Origin of the sequence: Mycolicibacterium insubricum, assembly GCF_010731615.1 — a bacterium.
Lineage (GTDB): Bacteria > Actinomycetota > Actinomycetes > Mycobacteriales > Mycobacteriaceae > Mycobacterium > Mycobacterium insubricum.
Genome location: NZ_AP022618.1, coordinates 1,686,113 through 1,709,434, shown reverse-complemented (window position 1 = coordinate 1,709,434; position 23,322 = coordinate 1,686,113). Strand labels below are relative to the sequence as shown.

General features: G+C 71.6%; 23 protein-coding genes. 13 read left to right on the top strand and 10 right to left on the bottom strand.

Features of this window, described 5'->3' with window-relative positions; translation table 11 throughout:
- The first annotated feature begins 6 nt into the window (after window positions 1-6).
- Window positions 7-402 (top strand): DoxX family protein, encoded by a 396-nt coding sequence (locus G6N16_RS08205; protein ID WP_083030745.1) that lies wholly within the window; start codon window positions 7-9, stop codon window positions 400-402.
- On the opposite strand, the gene G6N16_RS08200 is transcribed toward G6N16_RS08205, so the two are convergent.
- Together G6N16_RS08200 and G6N16_RS08195 are read right to left on the bottom strand one after the other, a co-directional pair.
- Window positions 329-3,721 (bottom strand): ATP-dependent helicase, encoded by a 3,393-nt coding sequence (locus G6N16_RS08200; RefSeq protein ID WP_083030744.1) that lies wholly within the window; start codon window positions 3,719-3,721, stop codon window positions 329-331. The two genes, G6N16_RS08205 and G6N16_RS08200, sit on opposite strands and share 74 nt — an antisense overlap.
- Window positions 3,718-6,846, bottom strand: coding sequence for an ATP-dependent helicase (locus tag G6N16_RS08195; RefSeq protein ID WP_083030742.1), 3,129 nt, complete (start codon window positions 6,844-6,846; stop codon window positions 3,718-3,720). Before G6N16_RS08195 ends, G6N16_RS08200 begins: the two co-directional genes overlap by 4 nt.
- Before the next feature lie 192 nt (window positions 6,847-7,038).
- Between G6N16_RS08195 and G6N16_RS08190 the strand changes: the two genes are divergently transcribed.
- Together G6N16_RS08190 and G6N16_RS08185 are read left to right on the top strand one after the other, a co-directional pair.
- A complete protein-coding gene (locus G6N16_RS08190) occupies window positions 7,039-7,824 on the top strand; it encodes an alpha/beta fold hydrolase (protein WP_083030741.1) in 786 nt (261 codons plus the stop codon).
- Between the two features lie 3 nt (window positions 7,825-7,827).
- Window positions 7,828-8,124 carry an MGMT family protein gene (locus G6N16_RS08185; protein ID WP_083030739.1) on the top strand — a complete coding sequence of 99 codons (297 nt, stop codon included), beginning with the start codon at window positions 7,828-7,830 and terminating at the stop codon, window positions 8,122-8,124.
- Here G6N16_RS08185 and G6N16_RS08180 read toward each other — a convergent pair.
- The 3 genes from G6N16_RS08180 to G6N16_RS08170 form a co-directional block, all read right to left on the bottom strand.
- Window positions 8,121-8,975: a TIGR02569 family protein gene (locus tag G6N16_RS08180; RefSeq protein WP_083030738.1), complete on the bottom strand. Its 855-nt coding sequence runs from the start codon at window positions 8,973-8,975 to the stop codon at window positions 8,121-8,123. The two genes, G6N16_RS08185 and G6N16_RS08180, sit on opposite strands and share 4 nt — an antisense overlap.
- Before the next feature lie 143 nt (window positions 8,976-9,118).
- Window positions 9,119-10,273, bottom strand: coding sequence for a molybdopterin-synthase adenylyltransferase MoeB (moeB, locus tag G6N16_RS08175; RefSeq protein ID WP_179961249.1), 1,155 nt, complete (start codon window positions 10,271-10,273; stop codon window positions 9,119-9,121).
- A gap of 33 nt (window positions 10,274-10,306) precedes the next feature.
- The gene (locus G6N16_RS08170; RefSeq protein ID WP_083030735.1) at window positions 10,307-11,359 is read right to left on the bottom strand and encodes a DUF3152 domain-containing protein; all 1,053 of its coding nucleotides are present in this window, start codon (window positions 11,357-11,359) and stop codon (window positions 10,307-10,309) included.
- A 130-nt stretch (window positions 11,360-11,489) separates the two neighbouring features.
- Between G6N16_RS08170 and G6N16_RS08165 the strand changes: the two genes are divergently transcribed.
- Window positions 11,490-12,158, top strand: coding sequence for an HTH-type transcriptional activator FasR (locus G6N16_RS08165; RefSeq protein WP_083030733.1), 669 nt, complete (start codon window positions 11,490-11,492; stop codon window positions 12,156-12,158).
- A gap of 25 nt (window positions 12,159-12,183) precedes the next feature.
- Here G6N16_RS08165 and G6N16_RS08160 read toward each other — a convergent pair whose 3' ends face one another.
- Window positions 12,184-12,417, bottom strand: a complete 234-nt coding sequence (locus G6N16_RS08160; protein ID WP_083030731.1) for a DUF3107 domain-containing protein — start codon at window positions 12,415-12,417, stop codon at window positions 12,184-12,186.
- Window positions 12,418-12,591: 174 nt separating this feature from the next.
- Between G6N16_RS08160 and G6N16_RS08155 the strand changes: the two genes are divergently transcribed.
- Window positions 12,592-13,479, top strand: coding sequence for a hypothetical protein (locus G6N16_RS08155; RefSeq protein ID WP_179961186.1), 888 nt, complete (start codon window positions 12,592-12,594; stop codon window positions 13,477-13,479).
- Between the two features lie 85 nt (window positions 13,480-13,564).
- On the opposite strand, the gene G6N16_RS08150 is transcribed toward G6N16_RS08155, so the two are convergent.
- Window positions 13,565-14,224: a ferritin-like fold-containing protein gene (locus G6N16_RS08150; protein WP_083030730.1), complete on the bottom strand. Its 660-nt coding sequence runs from the start codon at window positions 14,222-14,224 to the stop codon at window positions 13,565-13,567.
- A 243-nt stretch (window positions 14,225-14,467) separates the two neighbouring features.
- Here G6N16_RS08150 and G6N16_RS08145 point away from each other — a divergent pair, with 243 nt between their 5' ends.
- Together G6N16_RS08145 and G6N16_RS08140 are read left to right on the top strand one after the other, a co-directional pair.
- Window positions 14,468-15,952, top strand: coding sequence for a DEAD/DEAH box helicase (locus G6N16_RS08145; protein WP_083030726.1), 1,485 nt, complete (start codon window positions 14,468-14,470; stop codon window positions 15,950-15,952).
- A 26-nt stretch (window positions 15,953-15,978) separates the two neighbouring features.
- Entirely contained in the window at window positions 15,979-17,214 is a 1,236-nt protein-coding gene (locus G6N16_RS08140; protein WP_083030725.1) for an Rv3212 family protein, read from the top strand.
- 15 nt (window positions 17,215-17,229) lie between these two features.
- Here G6N16_RS08140 and G6N16_RS08135 read toward each other — a convergent pair whose 3' ends face one another.
- Window positions 17,230-18,030 (bottom strand): ParA family protein, encoded by an 801-nt coding sequence (locus tag G6N16_RS08135; RefSeq protein WP_083030776.1) that lies wholly within the window; start codon window positions 18,028-18,030, stop codon window positions 17,230-17,232.
- Window positions 18,031-18,155: 125 nt separating this feature from the next.
- Between G6N16_RS08135 and G6N16_RS08130 the strand changes: the two genes are divergently transcribed.
- From G6N16_RS08130 to G6N16_RS08120, 3 genes are read left to right on the top strand one after another with little or no spacing between them, the layout of a single operon-like run.
- Window positions 18,156-18,767 carry an acid phosphatase gene (locus G6N16_RS08130; protein ID WP_083030723.1) on the top strand — a complete coding sequence of 204 codons (612 nt, stop codon included), beginning with the start codon at window positions 18,156-18,158 and terminating at the stop codon, window positions 18,765-18,767.
- Entirely contained in the window at window positions 18,764-19,849 is a 1,086-nt protein-coding gene (locus G6N16_RS08125) for an isochorismate synthase (protein WP_083030722.1), read from the top strand. The genes G6N16_RS08130 and G6N16_RS08125 overlap by 4 nt, the downstream gene beginning before the upstream one ends.
- Window positions 19,846-20,325: a GNAT family N-acetyltransferase gene (locus G6N16_RS08120; RefSeq protein ID WP_083030720.1), complete on the top strand. Its 480-nt coding sequence runs from the start codon at window positions 19,846-19,848 to the stop codon at window positions 20,323-20,325. The genes G6N16_RS08125 and G6N16_RS08120 overlap by 4 nt, the downstream gene beginning before the upstream one ends.
- A gap of 17 nt (window positions 20,326-20,342) precedes the next feature.
- Here G6N16_RS08120 and G6N16_RS08115 read toward each other — a convergent pair whose 3' ends face one another.
- Window positions 20,343-20,744 carry a hypothetical protein gene (locus tag G6N16_RS08115; RefSeq protein ID WP_083030719.1) on the bottom strand — a complete coding sequence of 134 codons (402 nt, stop codon included), beginning with the start codon at window positions 20,742-20,744 and terminating at the stop codon, window positions 20,343-20,345.
- The gene (gene aroQ, locus G6N16_RS08110) at window positions 20,741-21,184 is read right to left on the bottom strand and encodes a type II 3-dehydroquinate dehydratase (protein WP_083030717.1); all 444 of its coding nucleotides are present in this window, start codon (window positions 21,182-21,184) and stop codon (window positions 20,741-20,743) included. Before aroQ ends, G6N16_RS08115 begins: the two co-directional genes overlap by 4 nt.
- A gap of 73 nt (window positions 21,185-21,257) precedes the next feature.
- Between aroQ and G6N16_RS08105 the strand changes: the two genes are divergently transcribed.
- The 3 genes from G6N16_RS08105 (at window position 21,258) to whiB1 (ending at window position 23,300) form a co-directional block, all read left to right on the top strand.
- Window positions 21,258-21,800, top strand: a complete 543-nt coding sequence (locus G6N16_RS08105) for a M15 family metallopeptidase (RefSeq protein WP_407663624.1) — start codon at window positions 21,258-21,260, stop codon at window positions 21,798-21,800.
- A 42-nt stretch (window positions 21,801-21,842) separates the two neighbouring features.
- On the top strand, window positions 21,843-22,811 hold the full coding sequence (locus tag G6N16_RS08100; protein ID WP_083030714.1) for a diacylglycerol/lipid kinase family protein: 969 nt from the start codon (window positions 21,843-21,845) through the stop codon (window positions 22,809-22,811).
- 234 nt (window positions 22,812-23,045) lie between these two features.
- Window positions 23,046-23,300, top strand: a complete 255-nt coding sequence (whiB1, locus tag G6N16_RS08095) for a transcriptional regulator WhiB1 (protein WP_014208822.1) — start codon at window positions 23,046-23,048, stop codon at window positions 23,298-23,300.
- Window positions 23,301-23,322 lie beyond the last annotated feature (22 nt).

Sequence of the window (23,322 nt, the reverse complement as noted above, 5' to 3'; positions counted from 1 at the left end):
GAAAGCATGACCCTTCCCGTGAGTCGGACCGACGCACCAGATACCAGCAGGCTCGCCCTCGGCATGGCCGGGGCCTTGACGCTGATGGGGGTGCTGCATTTCCTGATCCCCAAGCGGTTCGACGAGATCGTTCCCGAGCAGCTTCCGGGCGGTCAGCGCTTCTACACCTACGCCTCCGGCGTGGCCGAGCTCGGCACCGCCGCCCTGCTGGCCGCACCGGCCACCCGACGCCAGGGCGGCCTGGTCGCGACGCTGCTGTTCCTCGGCGTCTACCCGGCGAACATCAACATGGCCGTGCAGTGGCGGGACAAGCCGCTGCCGATGCGGCTCATCGCGCTGGGGCGCCTGCCGATGCAGCTCCCGATGATCCTCGCGGCGCTGCGGGTGTGGCGGCACTCGTAACCGAGTTGGCTTCATCGGTTGCGCCGGTGGTGTCCGCGCGGCCGATCAGTGCGGCGAGTTCCTCGGCGCCGGGCAGCGCGTCGGGGTAGACGGTGGTGCCGGTCCGCACGTAGTGGAACGCGCCGCGCACCCGCTCCGGATCGCAGCCGACCAGACCCGCCCACGCGATGCGGTAGACAGCGAGCTGAATAGCGTTGTGCCGCAGGGCTTCCTCGTCTGACGGCGGGGCACCGGTCTTCCAGTCGACGACGGTGAAGCCGTCGGGTTCCCCGGGTTCGGCAAAAACGGCGTCGATCCGGCCGCGGACCACCGTGTTGCCCAACGCGAGTTCGAAGGGCACCTCCTGGTCGACCGGGGTGCGCCCGGACCACGCCGACGCGGTGAATGCGGCCTGCAGCGCGTCCAGTTGGTCGGGGTCCACGGGCGCCCCGTCGGCCGCGCCGGGCAGATCCTCCAGGTCGAACAGCCGATCGGCCCGGTAGTAGCGCTGGACCCATTCGTGGAACGCGGTGCCCAGCAGCGCGTTGCTGTCCGGGGCCGACGGGAGCCGGCGGCGCAGCCGGGTGGCCGCGGCTTGGGCGTCGCGGTCGATGTCCACCAGCGCGCTGACCGACAGCTGCGCCGGCAGGGCGGCGACGGTCAGTTGGGGTGTTTGGGCGCGTTCGGCCAGCAGGGCGTCGACCTCGGCGGTCCAGCCGTACGGGTCTTCGTGGGCTTCCCGGGCTTCTTGGACGTCGGCGTCAACGTTGTCGGACGGCAGCGCGGCCAGGGCGGCGCGCACCAGCTGGGCGCCGCGCTCGATATCGCCGCGGGTGCCGGCCAGCGGGTCGGCGGGCCAGTTCACCGCGGCGGTGTTCTCCCGCAGCGGGTTCTGCGCGCCGGTCGGGGGTTCGGGATCCCACCGGTCGATCACCCCGCACGGCTGCCCGTCGTCGGCGGCGGCGCGGACGATCCCGGCGAGCTCGACGAGGAACTCCGACGGGCCGCGCGGTTTGAGGCCGGTTTCGCCCCAGTGGTGCCCGGAGATCAGCAGGGTGCTCTCGGCGCGGGTCAGCGCGACGTAGAGCAGGCGCCGTTCCTCGTCGTTGCGGCGCTGGGCGAGCCGGGCCTTGTGCGCGTCGATGGTGTCGACGAGCTGCTTGCGGTTGGTGACCTCGGAGACCTCGAGCACCGGGACCCCGTGTTCGCCGAGGGTGACGCGGTCACCGCGCAGCACCGGCGGCAGTTCGCCGGGGTTGGTCAGCCAGGTGCCGCCGGCCGTCGACGAAGGGAACACCCCGGCCGAAAGATGCGGCACGGCAACGACTTCCCATTCCAGGCCCTTGGCGGCGTGCACGGTCAGTATCTGCACCCGACCGGCGGCCGCGGCGATGTCCGCCGGGGTCAGCCCGCCCTCCTGCGCGATAGCGGCGTCCAGATAGCCGAGCAGCCCCAGCACCGGGTCGATGTCGCGGGCACTGATCCGGGCGGCGTAGCCGTCGACGACGGCGGCGAACGCGTCGAGTTGTTCGGTGCCGGTGCGGTCCGGGCCGCCGTGGGTGGCGGTGGCCTCGACGTCGACGCCGAGTACCGCGCGGACCTGGGCGACCAGGTCCGGCAGCGGGTGGTGCAGCTGCGCGCGCAGCGCGGTCAGCTCGGCGGCCAGCGCGGTGATCCGGGCGCATCCTTCGGGCGAGTAGTTGTGCGCGGGGCCCGGGTCGCAGATGGCGTCGGCCAGGGCGGGAGTGTCGGCGTCGGGCGCCAGTCCGGCGACCACCGCCTCGGCGGCGGCGATTCCGGATTCCGCGGTGGCGGTGGGCCGGTAGTCCAGGTCGCGGGCGCGGCGCCACAGCGCGGCGATGTCGGCGGCGCCGAGGCGCCAGCGCGGCCCGGTGAGCACGCGGAGCGCGGCGGTGCCCGCGCACGGGTCGGCGACCAGCCGCAGCATGGCGACCACGTCGGCGACCTCGTCGATGGCCAGCAGCCCGGCCAGCCCGACCACTTCGGACGGCACGCCGTGGGCGCGCAGTTCGGCGGCCAGCGGGGCGGAGTCGGCGTTGCGGCGCACCAGGATCGCCGTCGTCGGCGGGGCCTGGCCGGCGTCGGCGGCGGTCTGCCAGCGCGCGGCGATCTGCTCGGCCACCCAGCGGCGTTCGGCGGCCACGTCCTCACACAGGGCCAGCGCCACCTCGCCCGGATCGGCACCGGGTTTGGGCAGCAGTTCGCGGACCTCGACCGAGCGGCGGCGGGCCGGTTCGGAGATGGCGTTGGCCAGCCGCAGCGTGGCCGGCGGGTTGCGCCAGCTGGTGCGCAGTTCCAGCATCGGCGCCGGGGAGCCGTCGGCCAGCGGGAAGTCGGTGGCGAAGCGGGGCAGGTTGGTGGCCGAGGCGCCGCGCCAGCCGTAAATGGATTGGATGGGGTCGCCCACGGCGGTCAGGGCCAGCCCGTCGTCGGCGCCGTGGCCGAACAGCCCGGACAGCAGCACCCGCTGGGCGTGGCCGGTGTCCTGGTATTCGTCGAGCAGCACCACCCGGTAGCGGGCGCGCAGCGCCTCGCCGACTTCCGGGGCGCGTTGCACGAGTTGGGCGGCGGCCGACATCTGGGCGCCGAAGTCCATCACCCCGGTTTCGCGCATCCGGGTGGCGACGGCGTCGATCAGCGGGACCAGGTCGGCCCGTTCGTGCTGGATGTCCAGCATTTTCATCAGTTCCTGGCTGGGTTCGGCGCGCTGGCGCGGGCCCGGCGGCAAGGTGGTGACCAGTCGGCCGAGTTCGGCGTGGGTGTGCCGGACGGCGCCGGTGTCGACGAGGTGTTCGGCGAGTTGGCCGGCCAGGTTGAGCACCAGCCGGGTCACGCCGGCCGGGGTGCGGTCGGTGTCCAGCTCGGCGGGGTGGCGGCTGACGACGTCGAAGGCCAGCTGCCACAGTTCGGTTTCGCCGATCAGTCGGGCGTCGGGTTCCACCGGTAGCAGCAGCCCGAATTCGGCGAGCAGGTTGCCGGCGAACGCGTGGTAGGTGGAGACCGCGGGTTGGGCGTCGTCGGCGCTGCCGTAGGGAACGAGTCCGGCGGCGGCGAGTTTGGTGAGGCGGTTGCGCACGCGCCGGGCCAGCTGCCCGGCGGCCTTGCGGGTGAAGGTGAGGCCGAGCACCTGGCCGGGGGTGGCGTAGCCGTTGGCGACCAGCCACACCACTCGGGCGGCCATGGTCTCGGTCTTTCCGGCGCCGGCGCCGGCGATGACCACCACGGGCCCGGGCGGCGCGGCGATGACGGCGGCCTGTTCGTCGGTGGGTGTGTGCAGACCGAGGATGTCGGCGAGTTCGGCCGGTGACAGCGGGTTCACGATCGCGCTCCCGGTTCACGGTAGGCGGGGCAGTTGGTGCGCATCGGGCAGTGGGTGCAGCCGGTGTTGCGACGTGCCGGATAGTCCGGACCGGTCATGTCGGTGCGTGCCGATGCCATTGCCGCGCGCCAGGTTTCGGCGGTTTCCGGGGTCAGTGGGTCCTGTTCGCGCACGGTGGCGCCGTCGCGCCCGGTCTTGGCGAGGTAGACCAGCCGAGCGCCGCCGGGGGTCTCCCCCTCCCCGAGCAGCCCTTCTTCCACGGCCAGCTGGTAGGCCGCCAGCTGGGCGTGCTCGGCGGCGTCGGCCTTGCTGACCGGGGTCTTGCCGGTCTTGATATCGATGATCACCAGCCGGCCGGCGGCGTCGCGTTCCACCCGGTCGGCGCGGCCGCGGATACCGACGCGGGTGTCGTCGTCGACCTCGACGGTTCCCGACACGACGACCTCGGTGCCGACCTCGGTGAGTTCGCCGCGGGTGTTCAGCCGCCATTCGCCGAAGGCTGCCAGCATGTCGAGGTGGCGGTGTAGTTCGTTGCGGGCGTACCAGGGCGAGCCGAACGGTAGTGCGTCCCAGAGCTTTTCCAGATCGCGGGCCAGTTCCTCGGTGCTGCGGCCGGGTTCGGCGATCAGCGCGTGCAGCAGCGAGCCGAGGGCGGAGGTGACCTCGCGCGGGTCGGAGCCGCCGTGGCGTTCGCCCAGCCAGCGCAGCGGGCAGTCCAGGACGGTCTGCAGCGTCGACGGGGACATCGGCACGGTCGCGGCGGTATCGAACAGCGGGGCGTCGGTGCTGACCGGGGCGAGCCCGTACCACTGGGCCGGGTCGGCACCGGGCACACCGGCGGCGGCCAGCCGGGCCAGTTCGCGGGCGGCTGCGGCACGTGCGGCGTCGTCGATTTCGCCGTCGGGGGCGCAGACCGCCGCGCGCAGCCGGCCGACCACCGAGGCGGGCGACAGCACCGGCGGGGCGGCCTGTGGGACCGGCGCGGCGTCGGTGTCGGTGTCGGTCGCGATGTCGGTGTGGGCAATACGAGAGATCTCGTGGAAGAACGGTGACGGGAGTTCGGCGCCGTCGCCGCCGGTGTCGCTGTCCACGGCGGTGACGATGAGCCGGCGCCGGGCCCGGCCCATGGCCGTCAGCAGCAGTCGGCGTTCGTCGGCGACCAGCGGTGCGCGCGCGGACACCTCGCCGGTGACACCGTCGATCACGTCCAGCAGCTCCTGGGTGGCCAGCACGCCGCCGCGCGGAACGGTGTTGGGCCACAGGCCTTCCTGCAGTCCGGCAATGACCACCACGTCCCATTCGGCGCCGAGAGCCTGCTGCGGGCTGAGCACGGTGACCGCGTCGGGTGTGTCGACGGGATCGGCGGCGGTGATCGGCAGGGTCAGGCCGGTGATGTGGTCGACGAGGCTGCCGGCGGTGGCGCCGGGGCTGCGGATGACGAACTGGTCGGCGACGTCGAAGAGTTCGGTGACCGCATCGAGGTCGGCCTCGGCGCGCAGCGCTCCCGCTCCCCCGCGTTCGACGGCGGCCAGCAGACGGTTCTGCATGCCGCTGCGCTGCCAGGCCTGCCACAGTGCGCGACGCGGGTCGGTGGCTCCGGCCCGTTGGGCGGCGTGCAGCACCGCCCGCAGCCGTTGCAGCGGCCGGGCGTGCTGGGGGGCCAGCCCGTCGGGCACGGTGGTGGTCAGGGCTGCGGCGGCCAGTTCACCGAACCCGCGGGGCGGCAGGGTGGCGTCGATGCGGCGCAGGGCGCGGCGCAGCTGGCGCAGGGTGACCGGGTCGACGCGACCGAGCGGGCCGGTGAGCAGCGCCAGCGCGTCCTCGTCGGTAAGCCCGTCGTCGGTGGCCCGCAGCACCGTGAGAAGGGTCCGCACCAGCGGGTTTTCTGCCAGCGGCGGGCGGGTGCGACCGGGTGCGACCGGTACCCCGGCGGCGGTCAGGGTGCGCGACAGTGCGGTGCCGACCCGGGGCACCGAGCGGACGATGACCGCCATTTGCGACCAGGGGGTGCCGTCGATCAGGTGCGCGCGGCGCAGCGCGTCGGCGATCGCCAGTGCCTCGGCGTGCGGGGACGCGGCGAGCAGAGCGGAGACGCGGCCGTCGTCGTCGGTGGCGGTGATCCGTCGGGCCGGTCCGACGCCGGGCAGGGCGGCGGCCACCGCGGTGACGGCGTCGGCGACCGGGCGCGAGCAGCGGTAGGAGGTGTGCAGTTCGATCACCGGGTCGTCGGTGTCTTCCAGCAGCAGTTCCGGGGAGGCGCCGCGGAATCCGAAGGCGGTCTGGTTGGGGTCACCGGCGATGACGGTGAGCTCGGGGCCTGGTGCCAGCAGGCGGATCAACCGCACGGCCTGCGGGTCGAGATGCTGGGCGTCGTCGACCAGCAGGGTGGACAGCCGGGCGCGTTCGGCGTCGAGCAGGTCCGGGTCGGTCTGCAACAGGTCGGCGGCGGCGCCGATCATCTCGGCTGCGCCCAGTGCGGGGATAGTGGCCTGCGGGGCGGCCATGCCGACGGCTGCGCGCAGCAGCATGACCTGTTCGTATTGCTGGGCGAACCGGCCGGCGGCCACCCAGGCGGGGCGCCGGGTGCTCTTGCCGAGCCGGCGCAGGTCGGTGGCGTCCAGGCCGCGTTCGGCGCAGCGGGCCAGCAGGTCGCGCAGTTCGGTGGCGAATCCGGCGGTGGCCAGCGCCGGGCGCAGGGAGGCGGGCCAGTAGTCGGCGCCGTCGGCGACGTCTCCGGCCAGGAGTTCCCGGATGATGCCGTCCTGCTCGGTGCCGGTGATCAGCCGTGGCGCCGGGTCCCCGGCGCGCTGGGCGGCGCGGGCCAAGAGCGCGAAGGCGTAGCCGTGCGGCGAGCGGACCAGCGGTTCGCGGACGACGGCGAGGCCGGGGCGGGCGGCCAGCAGCGCAGTGGTCAGCCGGGCCCGGGTGGCGGTGGCGGGGCGGCCGGCCCCGGTCAGCAGCAGCACCGATTCGACGTCGGCGCCGGCGGCGATCCGGGTGGCGGCCAGCTCGACGAGCAGGGTGCTCTTGCCGGTTCCGGGCCCGCCCAGCAGCCGGACGATTCCGCGGGCGTCGGCCGTCAGCCCGTCGGGACCGAGGCCGGGCTGCGCCAGGAGGATCGTCATGAGCCCATGACATCACGTGGGTCCGACAAGTCGAGGCGGTGAGGCCCGGCACGTCGAGCGGCGACGAAGGAGCCGCGATGAGCGTGACGGTTACGAACCCGGAGCCGCGAAGAGCTTGGCGGAAGCTACAGGTGACAAGTCCCGGTGACGCGGCCGCGGCGTCGGATCGCGGCGCCTGGCACGATCTAGGGCGTGACCGCACACCTGCACACCTACCGCTACGGCCCCGAGGGACCGGCCCGCGTCCTGGCACTGCACGGGCTGACCGGGCACGGCAGGCGCTGGGAACACATCGCACAGAATTTCCTTCCCGAGGTGCCGATCGTCGCGCCGGACCTGATCGGACACGGCCGCTCGTCATGGGCAGCGCCGTGGAATTTCGATGCCAACGTGCAGGCACTGTCCGCGCTGCTGGAGGCCGACGGCGGTGAACCCGTTGTGGTGGTGGGGCATTCGTTCGGCTGCGCGGTCGCGCTGCAGCTGGCTCATCACCGCCCGGATCTGGTGTCCGGGCTGGTGCTGCTGGACCCCGCCGTCGGCCTGGACGGGGAGTGGATGGCGGAGATCGCCGCGGCGATGCTGGCTTCCCCGGACTACCCGGATCCGGCCGAGGCGCGCGAGGAGAAGGCCGGCGGGTCCTGGGCCGATGTCGACCCCGCACTGCTGGACGCCGATATGGACGAGCACCTGATCACGCTGCCGGGCGGCCGCTACGGCTGGCGCATGTACGTCCCGGCGATGGTGTCGTACTGGAGCGAGCTGGCCCGGCCGGTGGTCTATCCGCGCCCGGGCACGCCGACGATCCTGGCCCGCGCGCTGTGGACCGACCCGCCGTATGTCACCGATTCCCTGATCGCCGGGCTGCGTGGGCATTTGGGCGAGAATCTGCAGCTGGTGGACCTGGAGTGCCTGCACATGGTGGCCCAGGCCAAGCCCGCCGAGACCGCCGCGCTGATCCGCGGACTGCTGGCGGAGTAGCCGGTGGCCAAGGTCAGCGATGCCGATATCGAACGGGTCCGCGGGCTCGTCGCCGCGATACCGCCCGGCCGGGTCGCCACCTACGGTGATATCGCCGCTGCCGCAGGACTTTCCAGCCCGCGAATTGTCGGGTGGATCATGCGCACGGATTCCGCGGACCTGCCGTGGCATCGGGTGATCGGCGCCTCCGGTCGGCCCGCCGCCCACAAGAGCGACCTGCAGCTCGAATTGCTGCGCGCCGAAGGCGTTTTAGCGAACGACGGGCGAATCCGCCTGTCGGAGTACCGGTTCGAGTTCTAGATCACGGATTCCACGACGGCGGCGGTGCGCGCCAGGCCGGGGAAGGCCGCGGCGGTCGACCGCGGGTGCAGGGCGTGCACGGCAAGCCGGAACATCAATGCGCGCAACAACATCTGCGGCCACTCGGGCAGCGCATCCCAGCGCTCCACCAGGCCGTCATCGGCGTCTCCCCAACTCAGCGCGTCGACGACGGCAACCCCGGCCGCCCACGACGTCGGGCGCCAGTACGGGGTGATGTCGGTGATCCCGGGAGCCGCGGCGCCGGCGAACAGCACCGTGCCGTACAGGTCGCCGTGTACCAGCTGGTTGGGACTGCGGGTCGGCTTGCGCAGGATGGCCAGTGCCTGCAGCAGGTCGATGCTGCGCTGCCCGTCGGCCGAGCCGGGCGCCAGCCGCGCCCCGGACGGCAGCGAGTGCAGCGGCCGGTCCTCCCACGCCGCGCGGTCGGCGGCGATGAAGACGTCCACCTCGGCCCACGGCGCCGACGGCGGCTGGGTCAGAAAGCGCGGGCGCTCCAGTTTGGCGGTGGCCTCGTGCAACCGGACGGCGGCCGAGACCACCTCGTCGTAGCGGGGCTCGGGGGTGCCGGCGACGAAGGTGTCCGCCCGCCAGCCCGACACCACGAACCGACCGTCGGTGGAGCGCACCGGGCGGGCCAGCCGCACGCCGTCGACGAACAGGGTCTCGCGGACCTTGGCCGACCAGGCGGCCCGGGCGTGATCGGCGACCTGCGACAGCACCACCTCACCGCACCGCCAGCCGTCCTCCCAGCCTGCGCCGAGAGCCGCGGGGCGCGCGGCGTTGAGCCCGAATGCGGCGAGCACATGGTCGGGAGGCGGTTCCACACTCACCCCGTCACCCTATCGACCGGCCGCTGACCTGCGGTGCCAGCTCCCGCGGCGTGTCGGGCGGTTCGGCGAGGGTAGGCGGAGTTGGCGCGAGCGCAGCGAGTGCCGGCGGAGCCGGACCGACACCGGGACCGCCCGCAATAGAATCAGTAACTGACCATGTCGGGGTCGAATTGCTGGGCCCAGGCCAGAATCCCACCCGTCAGCGACACCACGTCGTCGACGCCGGCCGCGCGCAGCGTCTCGGCGACCGCCGCCGAGCGCACCCCGGACTTGCAGTACAGCACCACGCGACCCGGGGGTAGCCGGTCGGCACCGGTCCCGGCGTCGAACTCCGACTTGGGGATCAGCACCGCGCCGTCGATCCGGTTGATCTCCCACTCGGCCGGTTCCCGCACGTCGACCAGCGCCAGCGGAACCGCCTCGGCGCGCAGTCGGTGCAGCTCGGCGGGGCTGATGGAGGCCTCCGCCGGTGCGGCGTCCGGGACGACCCCGCAGAACAGCTCGTAGTCGATGAGCTCGGTGATCGGCGCCCGGGCCGGGTCCCGCGCGACGTTCAGGGTGCGGTGCGTCATGGCCAGTGCGTCATAGAGCAGCAGCCGGCCCAGCAGCGACTGCCCGATGCCGGTGATCAGCTTGATCGCCTCGGTGCCCATCAGCGAGGCCACCGCGCCGCACAGCACCCCGAGCACCCCACCCTCGGCGCACGAGGGCACCGTGCCCGGTGCGGGCGGCTCGGGGAACACGTCGCGCAGGGTGACGCCGCGGCCGTCGGGGGCGGCGTCCCAGAACACCGACACCTGCCCGGAGAACCGCAGGATCGAGCCCCACACGTACGGCTTGCCGGCCAACGCGGCGGCGTCGTTGACCAGGTAGCGGGTGGCGAAGTTGTCGGCGCCGTCGAGGATCAGGTCGTAGCCGGCGAACAGGTCCGCCACGTTGTCCGAGGTCAGCTGCAGATCGTGGCACACCACGTCGACCAGCGGGTTGATCGCCCGGATCGAGTCGGCAGCGCTGTGGGTCTTGAGCCGGCCGACGTCGGCCTGGCCGTGGATGATCTGGCGCTGCAGGTTGGACTCGTCGACGACGTCGAAGTCCACGATGCCGATGGTGCCCACCCCGGCGGCGGCCAGGTACAGCAGCGTCGGGGCGCCCAGTCCCCCGGCGCCGATGACCAGCACCCGGGCGTTCTTGAGTCGGCGCTGCCCGAGGGCCCCGAACTCGGGTATCAGCAGGTGCCGGCTGTAGCGGGCGATCTCGTCGCGGGTCAGCTCGGCGGCCGGGGCGACCAGCGGCGGCAACGGGGAGGGCCCGGGAACCTGCATGACGGCGGCTCAGACGATCGGGAACGGCCAGGAGTTGGGCCGACACTTCTTGCCGTCGGCCTTGACCTGGTCGGGGTCGAACTTCGACTCGTCGTCGTTGGCGATCGAGAAGGTCTGCTGCATCATGATCGGCGCCAGCGCGCCGTCGTTCTCACACGGCTGGTGCTTCTGGAAGCCGATGGCGTGGCCGACCTCGTGATTGATCAGGTACTGCCGGTAGGCGACGTAGTCGCCCTCGAACGGCATGGCGCCGCGGACCCAGCGGGCCTCGTTGATGAACACCCTGGACTCGGGCTCGCCGCCGCCGGCCGGGTGGAAGGCGGGGTTGAAGCAGGAGGATTCCAGCGCGATCTCGTAGCCGCAGCCCTCCCGGACGGTCATCGACGAGGTCAGCGACACCCGGAAGTCCGGGTCGATACCGGAGCTCGCGTCGACGCGGCGGAAGGCGATCCGGGGGTCGTGGGTCCAGCTGTGCGGGTCGGCCAGCGTCTTGGTGACCATCGAGGCGAACGCGTCGTCACCGCCGAAGTCGTCCGGGTCGAGCCCGTCCTCCACCTCGACGGTGTAGTTGAAGACCTTGACGGTGCCCTCGCCGACCTGGTCGGTGGTTCCGGGCACGATGTGCCAGGTCCCGTGGCCCGGCTCGGTGGTGTAGTGCCCGCCGTCGGGCAGCTTCCCGGTCGGCAGGTTGGCGTCGAACTCGGTGAGCCCGCGCGGCGGAGCGCCGACGATGGTGGTGGCGTGCTTGCCGATGTCCGCACTCTGGCCGGTCTCGGCGTCGTCGGCCACCGGTGCCTGGACGGGTTCGGCGGTCACCGTCTGATACAGCACGATCACGGTGACGACGACGAGCACCGGCAGCGCGTAGGCGCGCCAGCCGTAGGTGGAGATGAATCGGCCGAGCCAGCCCTGCTTTTTGAACTGCCCGCGGTCCTCGCGGTTGGCCCGGGGCCGGCCGGCGCCGGACGCCAGCGGGTCGCGCTGGGCGCGCAGCGGTTCCCGAAGGTCGCTGCGCAGCACCGGGGCGTGACTGCCACCGCCACGGCCCGGGTCGAAGGTCACCGTCCCAGGATGCCACGGGTCGATGGCATGACCGCGTTTCAACGCGCCCTGAAAGAGCCGCCGTCACATGCGGAGTAGTGTCGTCACGACCCCCCGCCCCACTTCCGCCACTTGAATAGAGGATCTAGCAATGAGTGAACTCGCCAGCGCCGGCCGCCCCCGTGGCGACGGTATGGACGGCGGGACGGCGCGACGGGGTGTCCGGCTACCGCGCGACGAACGCCGCGGGCAACTGCTGGCATCGGCCAGCGAGGTGTTCGTCGAGCGCGGTTACCACGCGGCCGGGATGGACGAGATCGCCGATCGCGCAGGCGTCAGCAAACCCGTCCTGTACCAGCACTTCTCGTCCAAGCTGGAGCTGTACCTCGCGGTGCTGGCTCAGCATGTGGACAATCTGGTGTCCGGCGTGCGCCAGGCGCTGCGCACCACCACCGACAACCGGCTGCGGGTGCGCGCCGCGGTGCAGGCGTTCTTCGATTTCATCGAGCACGACGGCCAGGGCTACCGGCTGATCTTCGCCAACGACTACGTCAGCGAGCCGCAGGTGGCCGCGCAGGTGAAGGTGGCCACCGAGTCCTGCATCGATGCGGTGTTCGACCTGGTCGCCTCGGATTCCGGGCTGGAGCCGCACCGCGCCCGGATGATCGCCGTCGGCCTGGTGTCGATCAGCGTCGATTCGGCCCGCTACTGGCTGGACAACGACCGCCCGATGCCGAAGGAAGACGCCATCGAGGGCACCGTCGCGTTCATCTGGCGCGGCCTGTCCCACGTGCCGCTGACCCGCCCGGAAAAGGGCTGACGGTCTTCGCCTGAGGGCTGGGCGGCTAGGAGCTCTTGCCGACGCCGAAACCGACCCGGCGGCTGTCGGCGGGCCCGATCTCGATGTAGGCGATCTTGGCGGTCTGCACCAGGATGCGGCGGCCCTTCTCGTCGGTCAGGCTCAGCACGGAACCGCCGTCGAGCGCGGCGACGACCTGCTTCTCCAACTCCTCGGGAGTCTGGGTGCTGGAGAAGACGAGCTCCCGCGGGCTGTCGGCGACACCGATCTTGACCTCCACGCTGCACCCTTTCGTCGACGGTTGTGCTCCGCCAGGCTAGCAACCCGGCGAGCGGCGTGCGCCGGGTGCCCGACACGCCCGGCGGCTTCACCCCCGATCCGCTGAACGCCCGTACCCTGTTAAAGAAGTTGCAAAAGTGACTTAAGTGATTGATGTTTCTCGGGTGGTGACGCAATGAGCAAGTCGCATTGGAATGGCTCGTCGACCGGCTATGCCGACGACGTCGACGATCGCGGACCCCGTCGCTACGCACCCCGCTCGGCGACCACCGCGCTCTACGACGACGCGCCCGAGTACCGCCCGGACTACACCCGCGGCGACGACGACACCAGCGACCTGGGCGAACCCCTGGACTACGCGGAGTACGACGACCCCGAATTCCTCGACGCCGACTACGACGAGGACCACCCCTCGGGCGGCTACGACGGGTTCGCCGGTGACGGCTACTACTACTCCACCGACACCCGGTGGCGCTGGGTCGCGATCGGCGCCGGCGTGGTCCTGCTGGTGGCCGTCATCGCCATCGCCATGGCCCTGCAGAGCGGCGACTCCTCCACCGCGACCACCACCCCGACCCCGGGCGACGACGCGGTCGCCACCAGCAGCCAGGCCGCCGCGACGTCGGCCCCGGTGTCCTCGGCGCCGCCGAAGGCCACCGTCTCGGCGACCCGCGCGCCCGGCGGCGGTCTGCCGCCGGAAACCGTGGTGACCGTGCCGCCGAGCGTCTCGGCGCACCAGAACCCCGACACCCCGGCCATCGCGGGTGAACCGGCCGACCCGGCCACCGCGCCCGAGCGGACCATCACCTACACCGTCACCGGCGACCGTCAGCTGTTCGACCTGGTCACCGTCATCTACACCGATGAGCAGGGCTTCCCCCGCACCGACATCAACGTGGCGCTGCCGTGGACCCGGACCGTCGTGCTCAACCCCGGCGTGAACCTCAAGTCGGTGACGGCGACCAGCGTGGCCGGCAAGCTGAACTGCGCAATCAGCAACGGCTCCGGTGACCTGCTGGTTCAGCAGAACGCCGGGACCATCCTGGCCGCCTGCACGAACTGAGCCCGCTCGCCTAGGACCTGTGACGAACGTCGTTTGAGCCAGTGGTTGATGCTGGCGATTTCGATGGTGACGTTCGTGACAGGACCTAGGCCAGGCCGAGCTCCGTCATCCGCTCGGAGTGGGTGCGCTGCAGCCGCTCGTAGAACTCGGCCAGATGCCCGAGCCCGCCGGTGCCGGCGACCACCAGATCCACCAGTTCGTCGCGCTCGGCCAGCACGTACTGCGCCTGGGTGATCGCCTCGCCGAGCAGCCGGCGCGACCACAGCGCCAGCCGGTGCTTCTGCTGCTCGCTGGCCTCCACGGCCGCGCGGACCTCCGAGACGACGAACTGGGAGTGGCCGGTCTCGGCCAGCACTCCGCGCACCACGCCGGCCACCCCGTCGGGCAGCGCGTCGACGATCTCCAGGTACAGATCCGCCGCCAGCGCGTCCCCGATATAGGTCTTGACCAGTGCTTCGAGCCAGGTGCTGGGGATGGTCTGGGCGTGGTAGGACTCCAGCACCGCCGAATAGTGGACCATCGCGGCCTGCACGTCGACGCCGCGGAGCTCCAGGGCGTCGCGAACCAGCACGTAATGGCCCATCTCGGCGGCGGCCATCAGCGCCATATTGATCCGCCCGCTCAGGTCCGGGGCCATCCGGGCCTCGTCGGTCAGCCGGTAGAACGCGGCGACCTCACCGCAGGCCAGCAGGGAGAACAGTTCGTTGATCCCGGGGTGGTCCGCGGTGATCGGCGTCGAACTCATGAGCCCACTCTAAGGCCCGTCCCGCGTCGGTTTCGCGGGAGGCCGACCGGCCACCGGCTATGATGGGAGCCAGGCGGTGGCCTATCCACCACCTGAAGAAGTGTGCGTGCACGCAGTCGGTCCGCCGCGGAATCCCCGCGATCAACGCCGGACCCTCGATTCGACATCCGAACTCGTGCGCGCGATGGACAACGCGACGAGCAGACAACTCGGACCAGAATCGAAAGGCCCCATCGCACCGTCATGACCCATATCAACAAGTCGTTCGCCGAACTCGGCGTGCGCGACGAAATCTGTGAAGCGCTGCGGGAACGCGGCATCGAGCACCCCTTCGCCATCCAGGAACTGACCCTGCCGATGGCGCTGGCCGGCGACGACCTGATCGGCCAGGCCCGCACCGGCATGGGCAAAACCTTCGCCTTCGGCGTCCCGGCCCTGCACAAGATCACCACCGACACCGAGCGCCCGCTGACCGGTGCGCCGCGCGTGCTGATCGTGGTGCCCACCCGCGAGCTGTGCATCCAGGTGTTCGACGACCTGACCGGCGCCGCCAAGAACCTCACCGCCCCCGCTGAAGGCGGCGGCACCCGCCCGCTGTCGGTCGTCGCGATCTACGGTGGCCGTCCCTACGAGCCGCAGATCGAGGCGCTGCAGGCCGGCGCCGACGTCGTCGTCGGCACCCCGGGCCGCCTGCTGGACCTGGCCAACCAGGGCCACCTGCAGCTCGGCGGGCTGTCCGTTCTGGTCCTCGACGAGGCCGACGAGATGCTGGACCTGGGCTTTTTGCCCGATATCGAGCGGATCCTGCGGCTGACCCCGGACACCCGCCAGTCGATGCTGTTCAGCGCGACGATGCCGGACCCGATCATCACGCTGGCCCGCACCTTCATGAACCAGCCGACCCACATCCGCGCCGAGGCCCCGCATTCGGCGGCCACCCACGACACCACCGAGCAGTTCGTCTACCGGGCGCACGCACTGGACAAGGTGGAGATGGTCGCCCGCATCCTGCAGGCCGAAGGCCGCGGCGCCACGATGATCTTCACCCGCACCAAGCGCACCGCGCAGAAGGTGGCCGACGAGCTCGCCGAGCGCGGGTTCAAGGTCGGCGCCGTGCACGGCGACCTGGGCCAGATCGCCCGCGAGAAGGCGCTAGCGGCGTTCCGCGCCGGTGACGTCGACGTGCTGGTCGCCACCGACGTGGCCGCTCGCGGCATCGACATCGACGACATCTCCCACGTCATCAACTACCAGATCCCCGACGACGAGCAGGCCTACGTGCACCGCATCGGGCGTACCGGCCGGGCCGGCAAGACCGGCATCGCGGTCACCCTGGTCGACTGGGACGAACTGCCCCGCTGGTCCATGATCGACAAGGCCCTGGGCCTGGAGTCCCCGGACCCGGCCGAGACCTACTCCAGCTCGCCGCACCTGTACACGGAGATGAACATCCCCGCCGAGGCCAAGGGCAGCATCGGCGAGCCGAAGCGCTCGCCGGTCAAGCGCACCGACCGTGCACCCCGCGTCGAGCGGGAGAAGGCCCCGCGCGAGCGGACCCGTCGTCGCACCCGCGGTGGGCAGGCGTCCGAGGCCGGATCCGACACCGCAGCCGCGACTCCCCCGGCCGCCGAGGCCGGCGCCGGAGACGCCGCGGGCACCGGTTCGGCGCCGCGGCGCCGCCGTCGTCGTCCGCGCAAGGCACCGGCTGCGGCCGCCGCCGAGGGCTGAGCCCTGGCCGTCGAGCCCTCAACCCGATGATCCGACCCGAGCGCCGCACCCGCGGTGATCTCATCGCCGCGGGTGCGATCGTCGCCGTCGTCGCCGTCGTCGCCGCGCTGTTCTGGTGGACCAGCGACTCCCGGCACACCGTCAGCGACCCGGCGGACGTCGAACTGACCACGCCGGTGGCGGCTGGCGCCGTGCCCACGGCCGTGCACGAGCTGTGGCACGCGGACAGCCCGGGCACCACCATGCCGGTGGTCGCCGGAGGCGCGGTGATCACCGCATCCGGCTCGGCGATGACCGGCCGCGACCCGGTGACCGGCAACGTGGCGTGGACGTATGCGCGTGATCTGCCGCTGTGCGGGGTCAGCTCGGTCTATCACTGGGCCGTGGCCGTCTATCCCGATTCCCGCGGCTGCGGACAGGTGTCGGCGATCAACGGCTCCACCGGCCGTCGGGGCCCGACCCGCACCGGCTACGCCGACAAGCAGGTGACGCTGTCCACCGACGGGTCGACCGTCCTGGCCGCCGGCAGCACCCGGATCGAGCAGTGGCGCTCGGATCTGGTGCGCACCATCGCTTTCGGTGAGACCGATGCCCGCTACAAGCCCGCCCACGTCGGGCTGGGCAAGGGCTGCACGCTGCTGTCGGCCGCCGGCGAATCCCAGCAGGTGTCGGTGCTGCAGGCCTGCCCCGACAAGGCCGATGTCAAGGTCACCCTGGTCAAGGCTGCCGATCAGGACGACGAACCCACGCTGATCGACGTCCCCGAAGCCGGCATCTCCGCGGCCTCCGGTGCCCGGATCGTCGCGGTGTCCGGCGGGGCGACGGCGGTCTACCTGCCCTCCCCCAAACCGCGGCTGTCCATCCTCAACGACTCCGGCAAGGAAACCGCGTCGGTGCTGCTGGACGGCCCGGCGGCACCGTTGGGGCCGCCGGGCACCGAAACCGCGTCGACCGCGAAGTCCGGCGATGTGGTGACCTGGTGGACCGGGCGATCCGTGGTGGTACTGGCGGCCGACGGCCTGCGCTACCGCTACTCGGTGACCGCGTCGGGACCGGATGTGCCGCTGGGCCCGGGCACCACCATGGCCGGCAAACTGCTCATCCCGCACACCGGCGGGATCGGCGTCTATGACACCAAAACCGGTGCCAAGCAACGGTTCCTGCCGGTCGCCCGCCCGGCCGTCGACTCCGCCGTCGGCCTCAAGGCGATGGGATCGACGATCATCGAGCAGCGCGGCGACACCGTCGTCGGCCTCGGCTGACGACGATAGGGGTGGTTAGACCTCCGGGGTGAAGGTCGGCATCGCCTTGCCGGTCTTCCAGTACTTCAGCAGCGACGCCGCCAGTTCCCGATACGCCAACGCGCCCTTGTTCTTCCGGCCCGCCAGCACCGAGGTGCCCGACGCGGTGGCCTCGGCGAAGCGCACCGTGCGCGGGATCGGCGGCGCCAGCACCGGCAGGTTGTAGCGGTCGGCGACGTCGAGCAGCACGTCGCGGCTGTGCGTGGTCCGTGAGTCGTACAGCGTCGGCAGCGCGCCCAGCAGCGTCAGATCCGGGTTGGTGATCTGCTGGACGTCGGCCACCGTGCGCAGGAACTGGCCGACGCCGCGGTGCGCCAGCGTCTCGCACTGCAGCGGCACGATGACCTCACCGGCGGCGGTCAGCCCGTTGAGCGTCAGCACGCCCAACGAGGGCGGGCAGTCCAGCAGGATCACGTCGAACCGGTCGGCAACCTTGGCCAGGGCCCGCTTGAGCGCGTATTCGCGGCCGGCCCGCATCAGCAGCATGGCCTCGGCGCCGGCCAGGTCGATGTTGGCCGGCAGCAGCGTCATGCCCTCGGCGGTCTCCACCAGGGCGACATCGGGTTCCACCTCGCCGAGCAGCACCTCGTGCACCGACACCGGCAGTTTGTCCGGATCGTGGCCCAGCGAGAACGTCAGGCAGCCCTGCGGGTCGAGGTCGACCAGCAGCACCCGCTTGCCCTCGGCGGCCAGCGCCGCGCCCAACGACGCCACCGTCGTGGTCTTGGCCACCCCACCCTTTTGATTGGCCACCGCCAGCACATGTGTAGACGTCACGAGCACATCCTGTCACGGCCCCCGGTCCAGGACCCGGAACCGACCCGCCCGGCTGTCCGAGGCGGTCCGGCTCCCCCGGTACGAGCCACCCGGCCGGATGGATGCATACGGCAGAATCGACAAACGTGAGTGTCGGTATACATCGGCTGGTGCTGTTGCGGCACGGCGAGACGGAGTGGTCGAAGTCGGGTCGGCACACCTCACGCACTGACCTCGACCTGACTGACGTCGGCCGGGAACAGGCTTTGGCGGCCGCCGACACACTCGCCGGCCTGGATCTGGATTCTCCGATGGTGTTCTGCAGCCCGCGGCTGCGTGCCCGGAGGACCGCGGAGCTGGCCGGGTTGGCTGTCGACGAGATCACCGGACTGCTCGCCGAATGGGACTACGGCGACTACGAGGGCATGACCACCCAGCAGATCCGCACGGCGAACCCGGGCTGGCTGCTGTGGACCCACGGCTGCGCGGGCGGCGAATCGGTGCAGCAGGTCAGTGACCGGGCCGACGACGCGATCGGACTCGCGCTGGACCATCTCACCGACCGCGACGTGGTATTCGTCGGCCACGGGCACTTCTCCCGCGCGGTGCTGACCCGCTGGGTCGAGCAGCCGTTGGATCAGGGCATCCGCTACGGATTCCCCACCGCGTCGGTGTCGGTGTGCGGATTCGACTACGGCCTGCGCCAGCTCAAGGCGCTCGCGCTGGCCGGCCGGCCGCAGACCGGGGTGACGCCGTGACGCCGTCGTTCATCCTCACCGGCAAGGACGGCACCGTCGTCGGTCTCGGCGTCGGCGAGTCGTTCACCGACGTCGGCGCGGCGGGCGCCGCACTGCGCGACCGGGCGGTGCCACTGATCGCTGGTGCCCTGCCGTTCGCCCCCACCGCCCCTGCCGCGCTGATCGCACCGGCGGCCGTCACCCGGCGACTGCCCGAAGGCCCCGGCCAACCCGTCCCCGGCCGGGTCGGCGTCGCCTCCCGGCCCGAGCCGACGGTGCACCGGCAACGCGTCGCCGCCGCGATCGCCCGGCTGCGCGATCCGGGACCGCTGCAGAAGGTGGTGCTGGCCCGCGCGCTGGAGCTACGCGCCGAGAACGGGGCCTGGGATCCGCTGGCGGTGCTGCACCGGCTGCTGGCCGCCAACCCCGACGCCTACGGGTATCTGGTCGACCTGTCCGGCGCGGGGGGGTCCTATGCCGGGTCCACCCTGGTCGGAGCCTCGCCGGAGCTGCTGGTGGAACGCACCGGGGACCGGGTGCGCTGCCATCCGTTCGCCGGATCGGCGCCGCGCGATCCCGACCCGGCCGTCGACGCCACCAATGCCGCCGCACTGGTCGCCTCCGCCAAGAACCAGCACGAACACGCCCTGGTCATCGACGTGATGCGGGCCGCCCTGCAACCACTGTGTGCCGAGCTGACCATCGCCGCCGAGCCGAAACTGCACGGCACCGACGCGCTGTGGCACCTGGGCACGCCGATCACCGGGCGGCTGCGCGATGCGGGCACCACCTCGCTGGACCTGGCGCTGGCGCTGCACCCCACGCCCGCGGTCGGCGGGGTGCCGACGGCGGAGGCGGTCGCGGTGATCGGTGAGGTGGAGGGTGACCGCGGCTTCTACGCCGGGGCGGCCGGCTGGTGCGACGCCGACGGCGACGGCCGCTGGGTGGTGTCCATCCGGGGCGCGCAGATCAGCGCCGACGGGCAGGTGGCCGTCGTGCATTCCGGTGGCGGCATCGTCGCCGAGTCCGACCCCGACGAGGAGGTCGCCGAGACCACCGCCAAGTTCCGCACCATCCTGGCCGGCCTGGGGGTGACGGTATGACGCTCATCCGCGCGGCCCGCCCCGGCGACGAGACCGAGATCGTGGCGATGGTCCGCGAGCTGGCCGAGTTCGAAGAGGCGCTGGATCAGTGCTCGGTCACCGAAATCCAGATGTGCACAGCGCTTTTCGGGCCCAACCCGGTGGCCGACGCGTTCGTGGTGGAGGTCGACGGCGCGGTGGCCGCGATGGCGGTGTGGTTCGTCAACTTCTCCACCTGGGCCGGCGTCGGCGGGGTGTACCTGGAGGATCTCTACGTCCGACCCGCGTTTCGCCGCCGCGGCCTGGCCCGGGCGCTGCTGTCCCGGCTGGCGCAGGTGTGCCTGGAGCGTGGCTACACCCGGCTGAGCTGGGCGGTGCTGAACTGGAACACCGACGCGATCACGCTGTATGACGCCGTCGGCGGGGTCCCGCAGTCGGAGTGGACGACCTACCGGGTCTCCGGGCGAGCGCTGACCGACCTGGCCGGCCCGGCCTGACCGGGTACGCAGCCCGGTCAGCCGCTGCGGGCGACCCAGCCGATCGCCGACGGGGAAAACAGCAGGCCCAGTACGGTGATCGCCACCGCCGCGACCAGCACCGCCCACACCAGCTGGTCGGAGGTGCGGATGTACCAGGCCACGCCGAGCAGCAGCAGGTTGGCGAACACCGCCAGGCCCCGGCCCCAGCGCCGGCCGGTGATCAGCGCAACGCCCGCCGCACCGACCCCGGCGCCCATCACGGCGAACCAGGCGGCGGTGCCGGCGCTGAAGTTCTCCGCGCCCGACGGTCCGCGCACCAGGCCGCGGCCGGCGCCGGTCAGCGCGGCGACCAGGTAGACCGCGGCGACGATCAGCCCGGCCGCACCCTCCGCGGCGGCCAGGTAGCCGGCGTAGCGGACGGTGGCGGGTCTGCTCACGCCGTCAGCCGATCGGCCAGGTAGGCGACGGCGAACTCGTAGCCGAGCGGCCCGGCGCCGGAGATGACGGTCTGCGCCACCGCCGACACGTAGGAGTGGTGCCGGAACGCCTCGCGGCGGGCGATGTTGCTCAGGTGCACCTCGGCAACCGGAAGATCAACGGCGGCAAGCGCATCGGCGAGCGCAACCGAGGTGTGGCTGTATCCGCCCGGGTTGATGATGATGCCGGCGCAGTCGGTGCGGGCCGACTGGATCGCGTCGATGAGCTCGCCCTCGTGGTTGCTCTGCACCGCCCGCACCTCGAAACCGTGGGCGGCGGCAACCGAGCCCACCCGCTGCACGATCTGCTCCAGCGTGGTGGAGCCGTAGATCTCGGGCTCGCGGGTGCCGAGCAGGTTGAGGTTCGGTCCGTTGAGCAGGAGCAGGCGCCGGTCGGTCACCGCCCTACGGTACCGAGGTCACCCCGGTTGCAGTCCAGCGGTTTCCCGGTTTCGCCCTATAAGGTCGGTGATCGTGACCCGATCGAGCAGATGCCGCGCCGCGGCCGCGACGCTGGCCGCCCTGGCCGCCGTCGTCCTCGTCGGCGCCGCACCGCAACCGGGCGCCGCGCAGCAACCGGGCACCGTCGGGATCCGGCTGGTGGACAACGACGGTGCGCTGACGCCGTTCGACACCTGGGATCCGTCGGTCGGGCGGCTGAATCCCGATCTGCTGACCGCGCTGCAGCGCGCGGCGACGGCTGCCTCGGCCGACGGGGTCGCCATGACGGTCACCTCCGGGTGGCGCTCACCGCAGTTCCAGCAGCAGTTGCTCGACGACGCGATCGCCCGGTATGGCAGCTACCTCGCGGCGCGGCGGTACGTGCAGACTCCGGAGCACTCCCACCACGTCACCGGCAACGCGGTGGATATCGGCGGCACCGGCGCCGATCAGTGGTTGATCGACAACGGCGCCCGGTTCGGCCTGTGCCGGATCTACGCCAACGAGATGTGGCATTTCGAGCTGGCCACCGACGCCGCCGGCAACTGCCCGGCCCTGCTGCCCGACGCCGGCTGACCCGATCGCCCGAGGCGCCGTCGTCGCCTAGGCTCGGACACCGTGCGCGCCGTGCTGATCGTCAACCCGAATGCCACCTCCACCACCCCGGCGGGGCGTGACCTGCTGGCCCACGCCCTGGAGAGCCGGGTGCGGCTGACCGTCACCCACACCGGGCACCGGGGGCACGCGATCGAGATCGCCCAGCAGGCCGTCACCGACGGCATCGACGTGGTGATCGTGCACGGCGGCGACGGCACGGTGAACGAGGTGGTCAACGGGCTGCTCGGCCGGCCCGGACCACTGCCGCTGGGCCCGGTGCCGGCGGTGGCGGTGGTACCCGGCGGCTCGGCCAATGTCTTCGCCCGCTCGCTGGGCATCCCGGCCGACCCGATCGAGGCGACCAACATGCTGGTCAACCGGCTCGGCAGCCGCGAACCCTGGCGGCGGATCGGCCTGATGGACTGCGGGGAACGCTGGGGAGTGTTCACCGCGGGTATGGGTGTCGACGGCGAGATCGTCGCCAAGGTGGAGGCGCACCGCAAGAAGTCGGAGAAGGGCGTCAGCGCGGCCCGCTACATCCGGGTCACCGTGCCGACGGTGGTGGCCGCGGCCCGCCGCGAGCCCCGGTTGACCCTGGAGCTGCCCGACCGCGACCCGGTCGACGGTGTGCACTTCGCGTTCGTGTCCAACTCCAGCCCGTGGACCTACGCCAACAACCGCGCGGTCTACACCAATCCGGGCACCCGGTTCGAGACCGGACTGGGGGTGTTCGCCACCACCAGCATGAACGTGTGGCGCAATCTGCTGCTCGCGCGCCGCATGCTCTCGGCCCGGGCGAACATCAAGGGCGCCCACGTGATCCGGGAAGACGACGTCGAATGGGTCCGGATCACCGCGGCGACGCCGGTCGCCTGCCAGATCGACGGGGATTACATCGGGGAGCGCGAAATGATGATGTTCCGGTCCGTGTCGCGGGCCCTGAGTGTGGTCGCCCCACCGACGGAAACCGAGTCTGAACTGCGCGGATAACCCCGCTTAGGGAAGATTTAGGGCGCAGATGGACCTCAGTGTAGTACAGCCGGATGACCGTCCTTCGACCTGCCGGGTCGAGTGACATTGACCACGTGTTAACTGAGTTCTATTGACATCTGTTCAGCCTCTGGAACGATCGTATGCAACAGCGCAGAAACATTTCGCTGCGCGGGTTAACAGTTAACGGATTATTGGCGCGCATATCCGCGCGCCCAGTGAGGAGTAATAGCCATGGATTGGCGGCACAAGGCGGTCTGTCGTGACGAGGATCCGGAACTGTTCTTCCCGGTGGGGAACAGCGGACCGGCGCTCGCCCAGATTGCCGATGCGAAGCTGGTCTGCAACCGCTGCCCGGTGACCACCGAGTGCCTGACCTGGGCGTTGGAGTCCGGCCAGGACGCGGGTGTGTGGGGCGGCATGAGCGAGGACGAGCGTCGCGCGCTCAAGCGTCGCAATGCCCGCACCAAGGCGCGCTCGGGAGTCTGAGCCCAGCCTCATTCCGATACGA

Excerpts from the sequence above, each read along its gene's own strand:
- G6N16_RS08165 (WP_083030733.1), top strand. The coding sequence starts at position 11,490 with ATGAGTGAACTCGCCAGCGCCGGCCGCCCCCGTGGCGACGGTATGGAC.
- G6N16_RS08145 (WP_083030726.1), top strand. The coding sequence starts at position 14,468 with ATGACCCATATCAACAAGTCGTTCGCCGAACTCGGCGTGCGCGACGAA.
- G6N16_RS08205 (WP_083030745.1), top strand. The coding sequence starts at position 7 with ATGACCCTTCCCGTGAGTCGGACCGACGCACCAGATACCAGCAGGCTC.
- whiB1 (WP_014208822.1), top strand. The coding sequence starts at position 23,046 with ATGGATTGGCGGCACAAGGCGGTCTGTCGTGACGAGGATCCGGAACTG.
- G6N16_RS08140 (WP_083030725.1), top strand. The coding sequence starts at position 15,979 with ATGATCCGACCCGAGCGCCGCACCCGCGGTGATCTCATCGCCGCGGGT.
- G6N16_RS08120 (WP_083030720.1), top strand. The coding sequence starts at position 19,846 with ATGACGCTCATCCGCGCGGCCCGCCCCGGCGACGAGACCGAGATCGTG.
- G6N16_RS08150 (WP_083030730.1), bottom strand. The coding sequence starts at position 14,224 with ATGAGTTCGACGCCGATCACCGCGGACCACCCCGGGATCAACGAACTG.
- G6N16_RS08155 (WP_179961186.1), top strand. The coding sequence starts at position 12,592 with ATGAGCAAGTCGCATTGGAATGGCTCGTCGACCGGCTATGCCGACGAC.
- G6N16_RS08195 (WP_083030742.1), bottom strand. The coding sequence starts at position 6,846 with ATGACGATCCTCCTGGCGCAGCCCGGCCTCGGTCCCGACGGGCTGACG.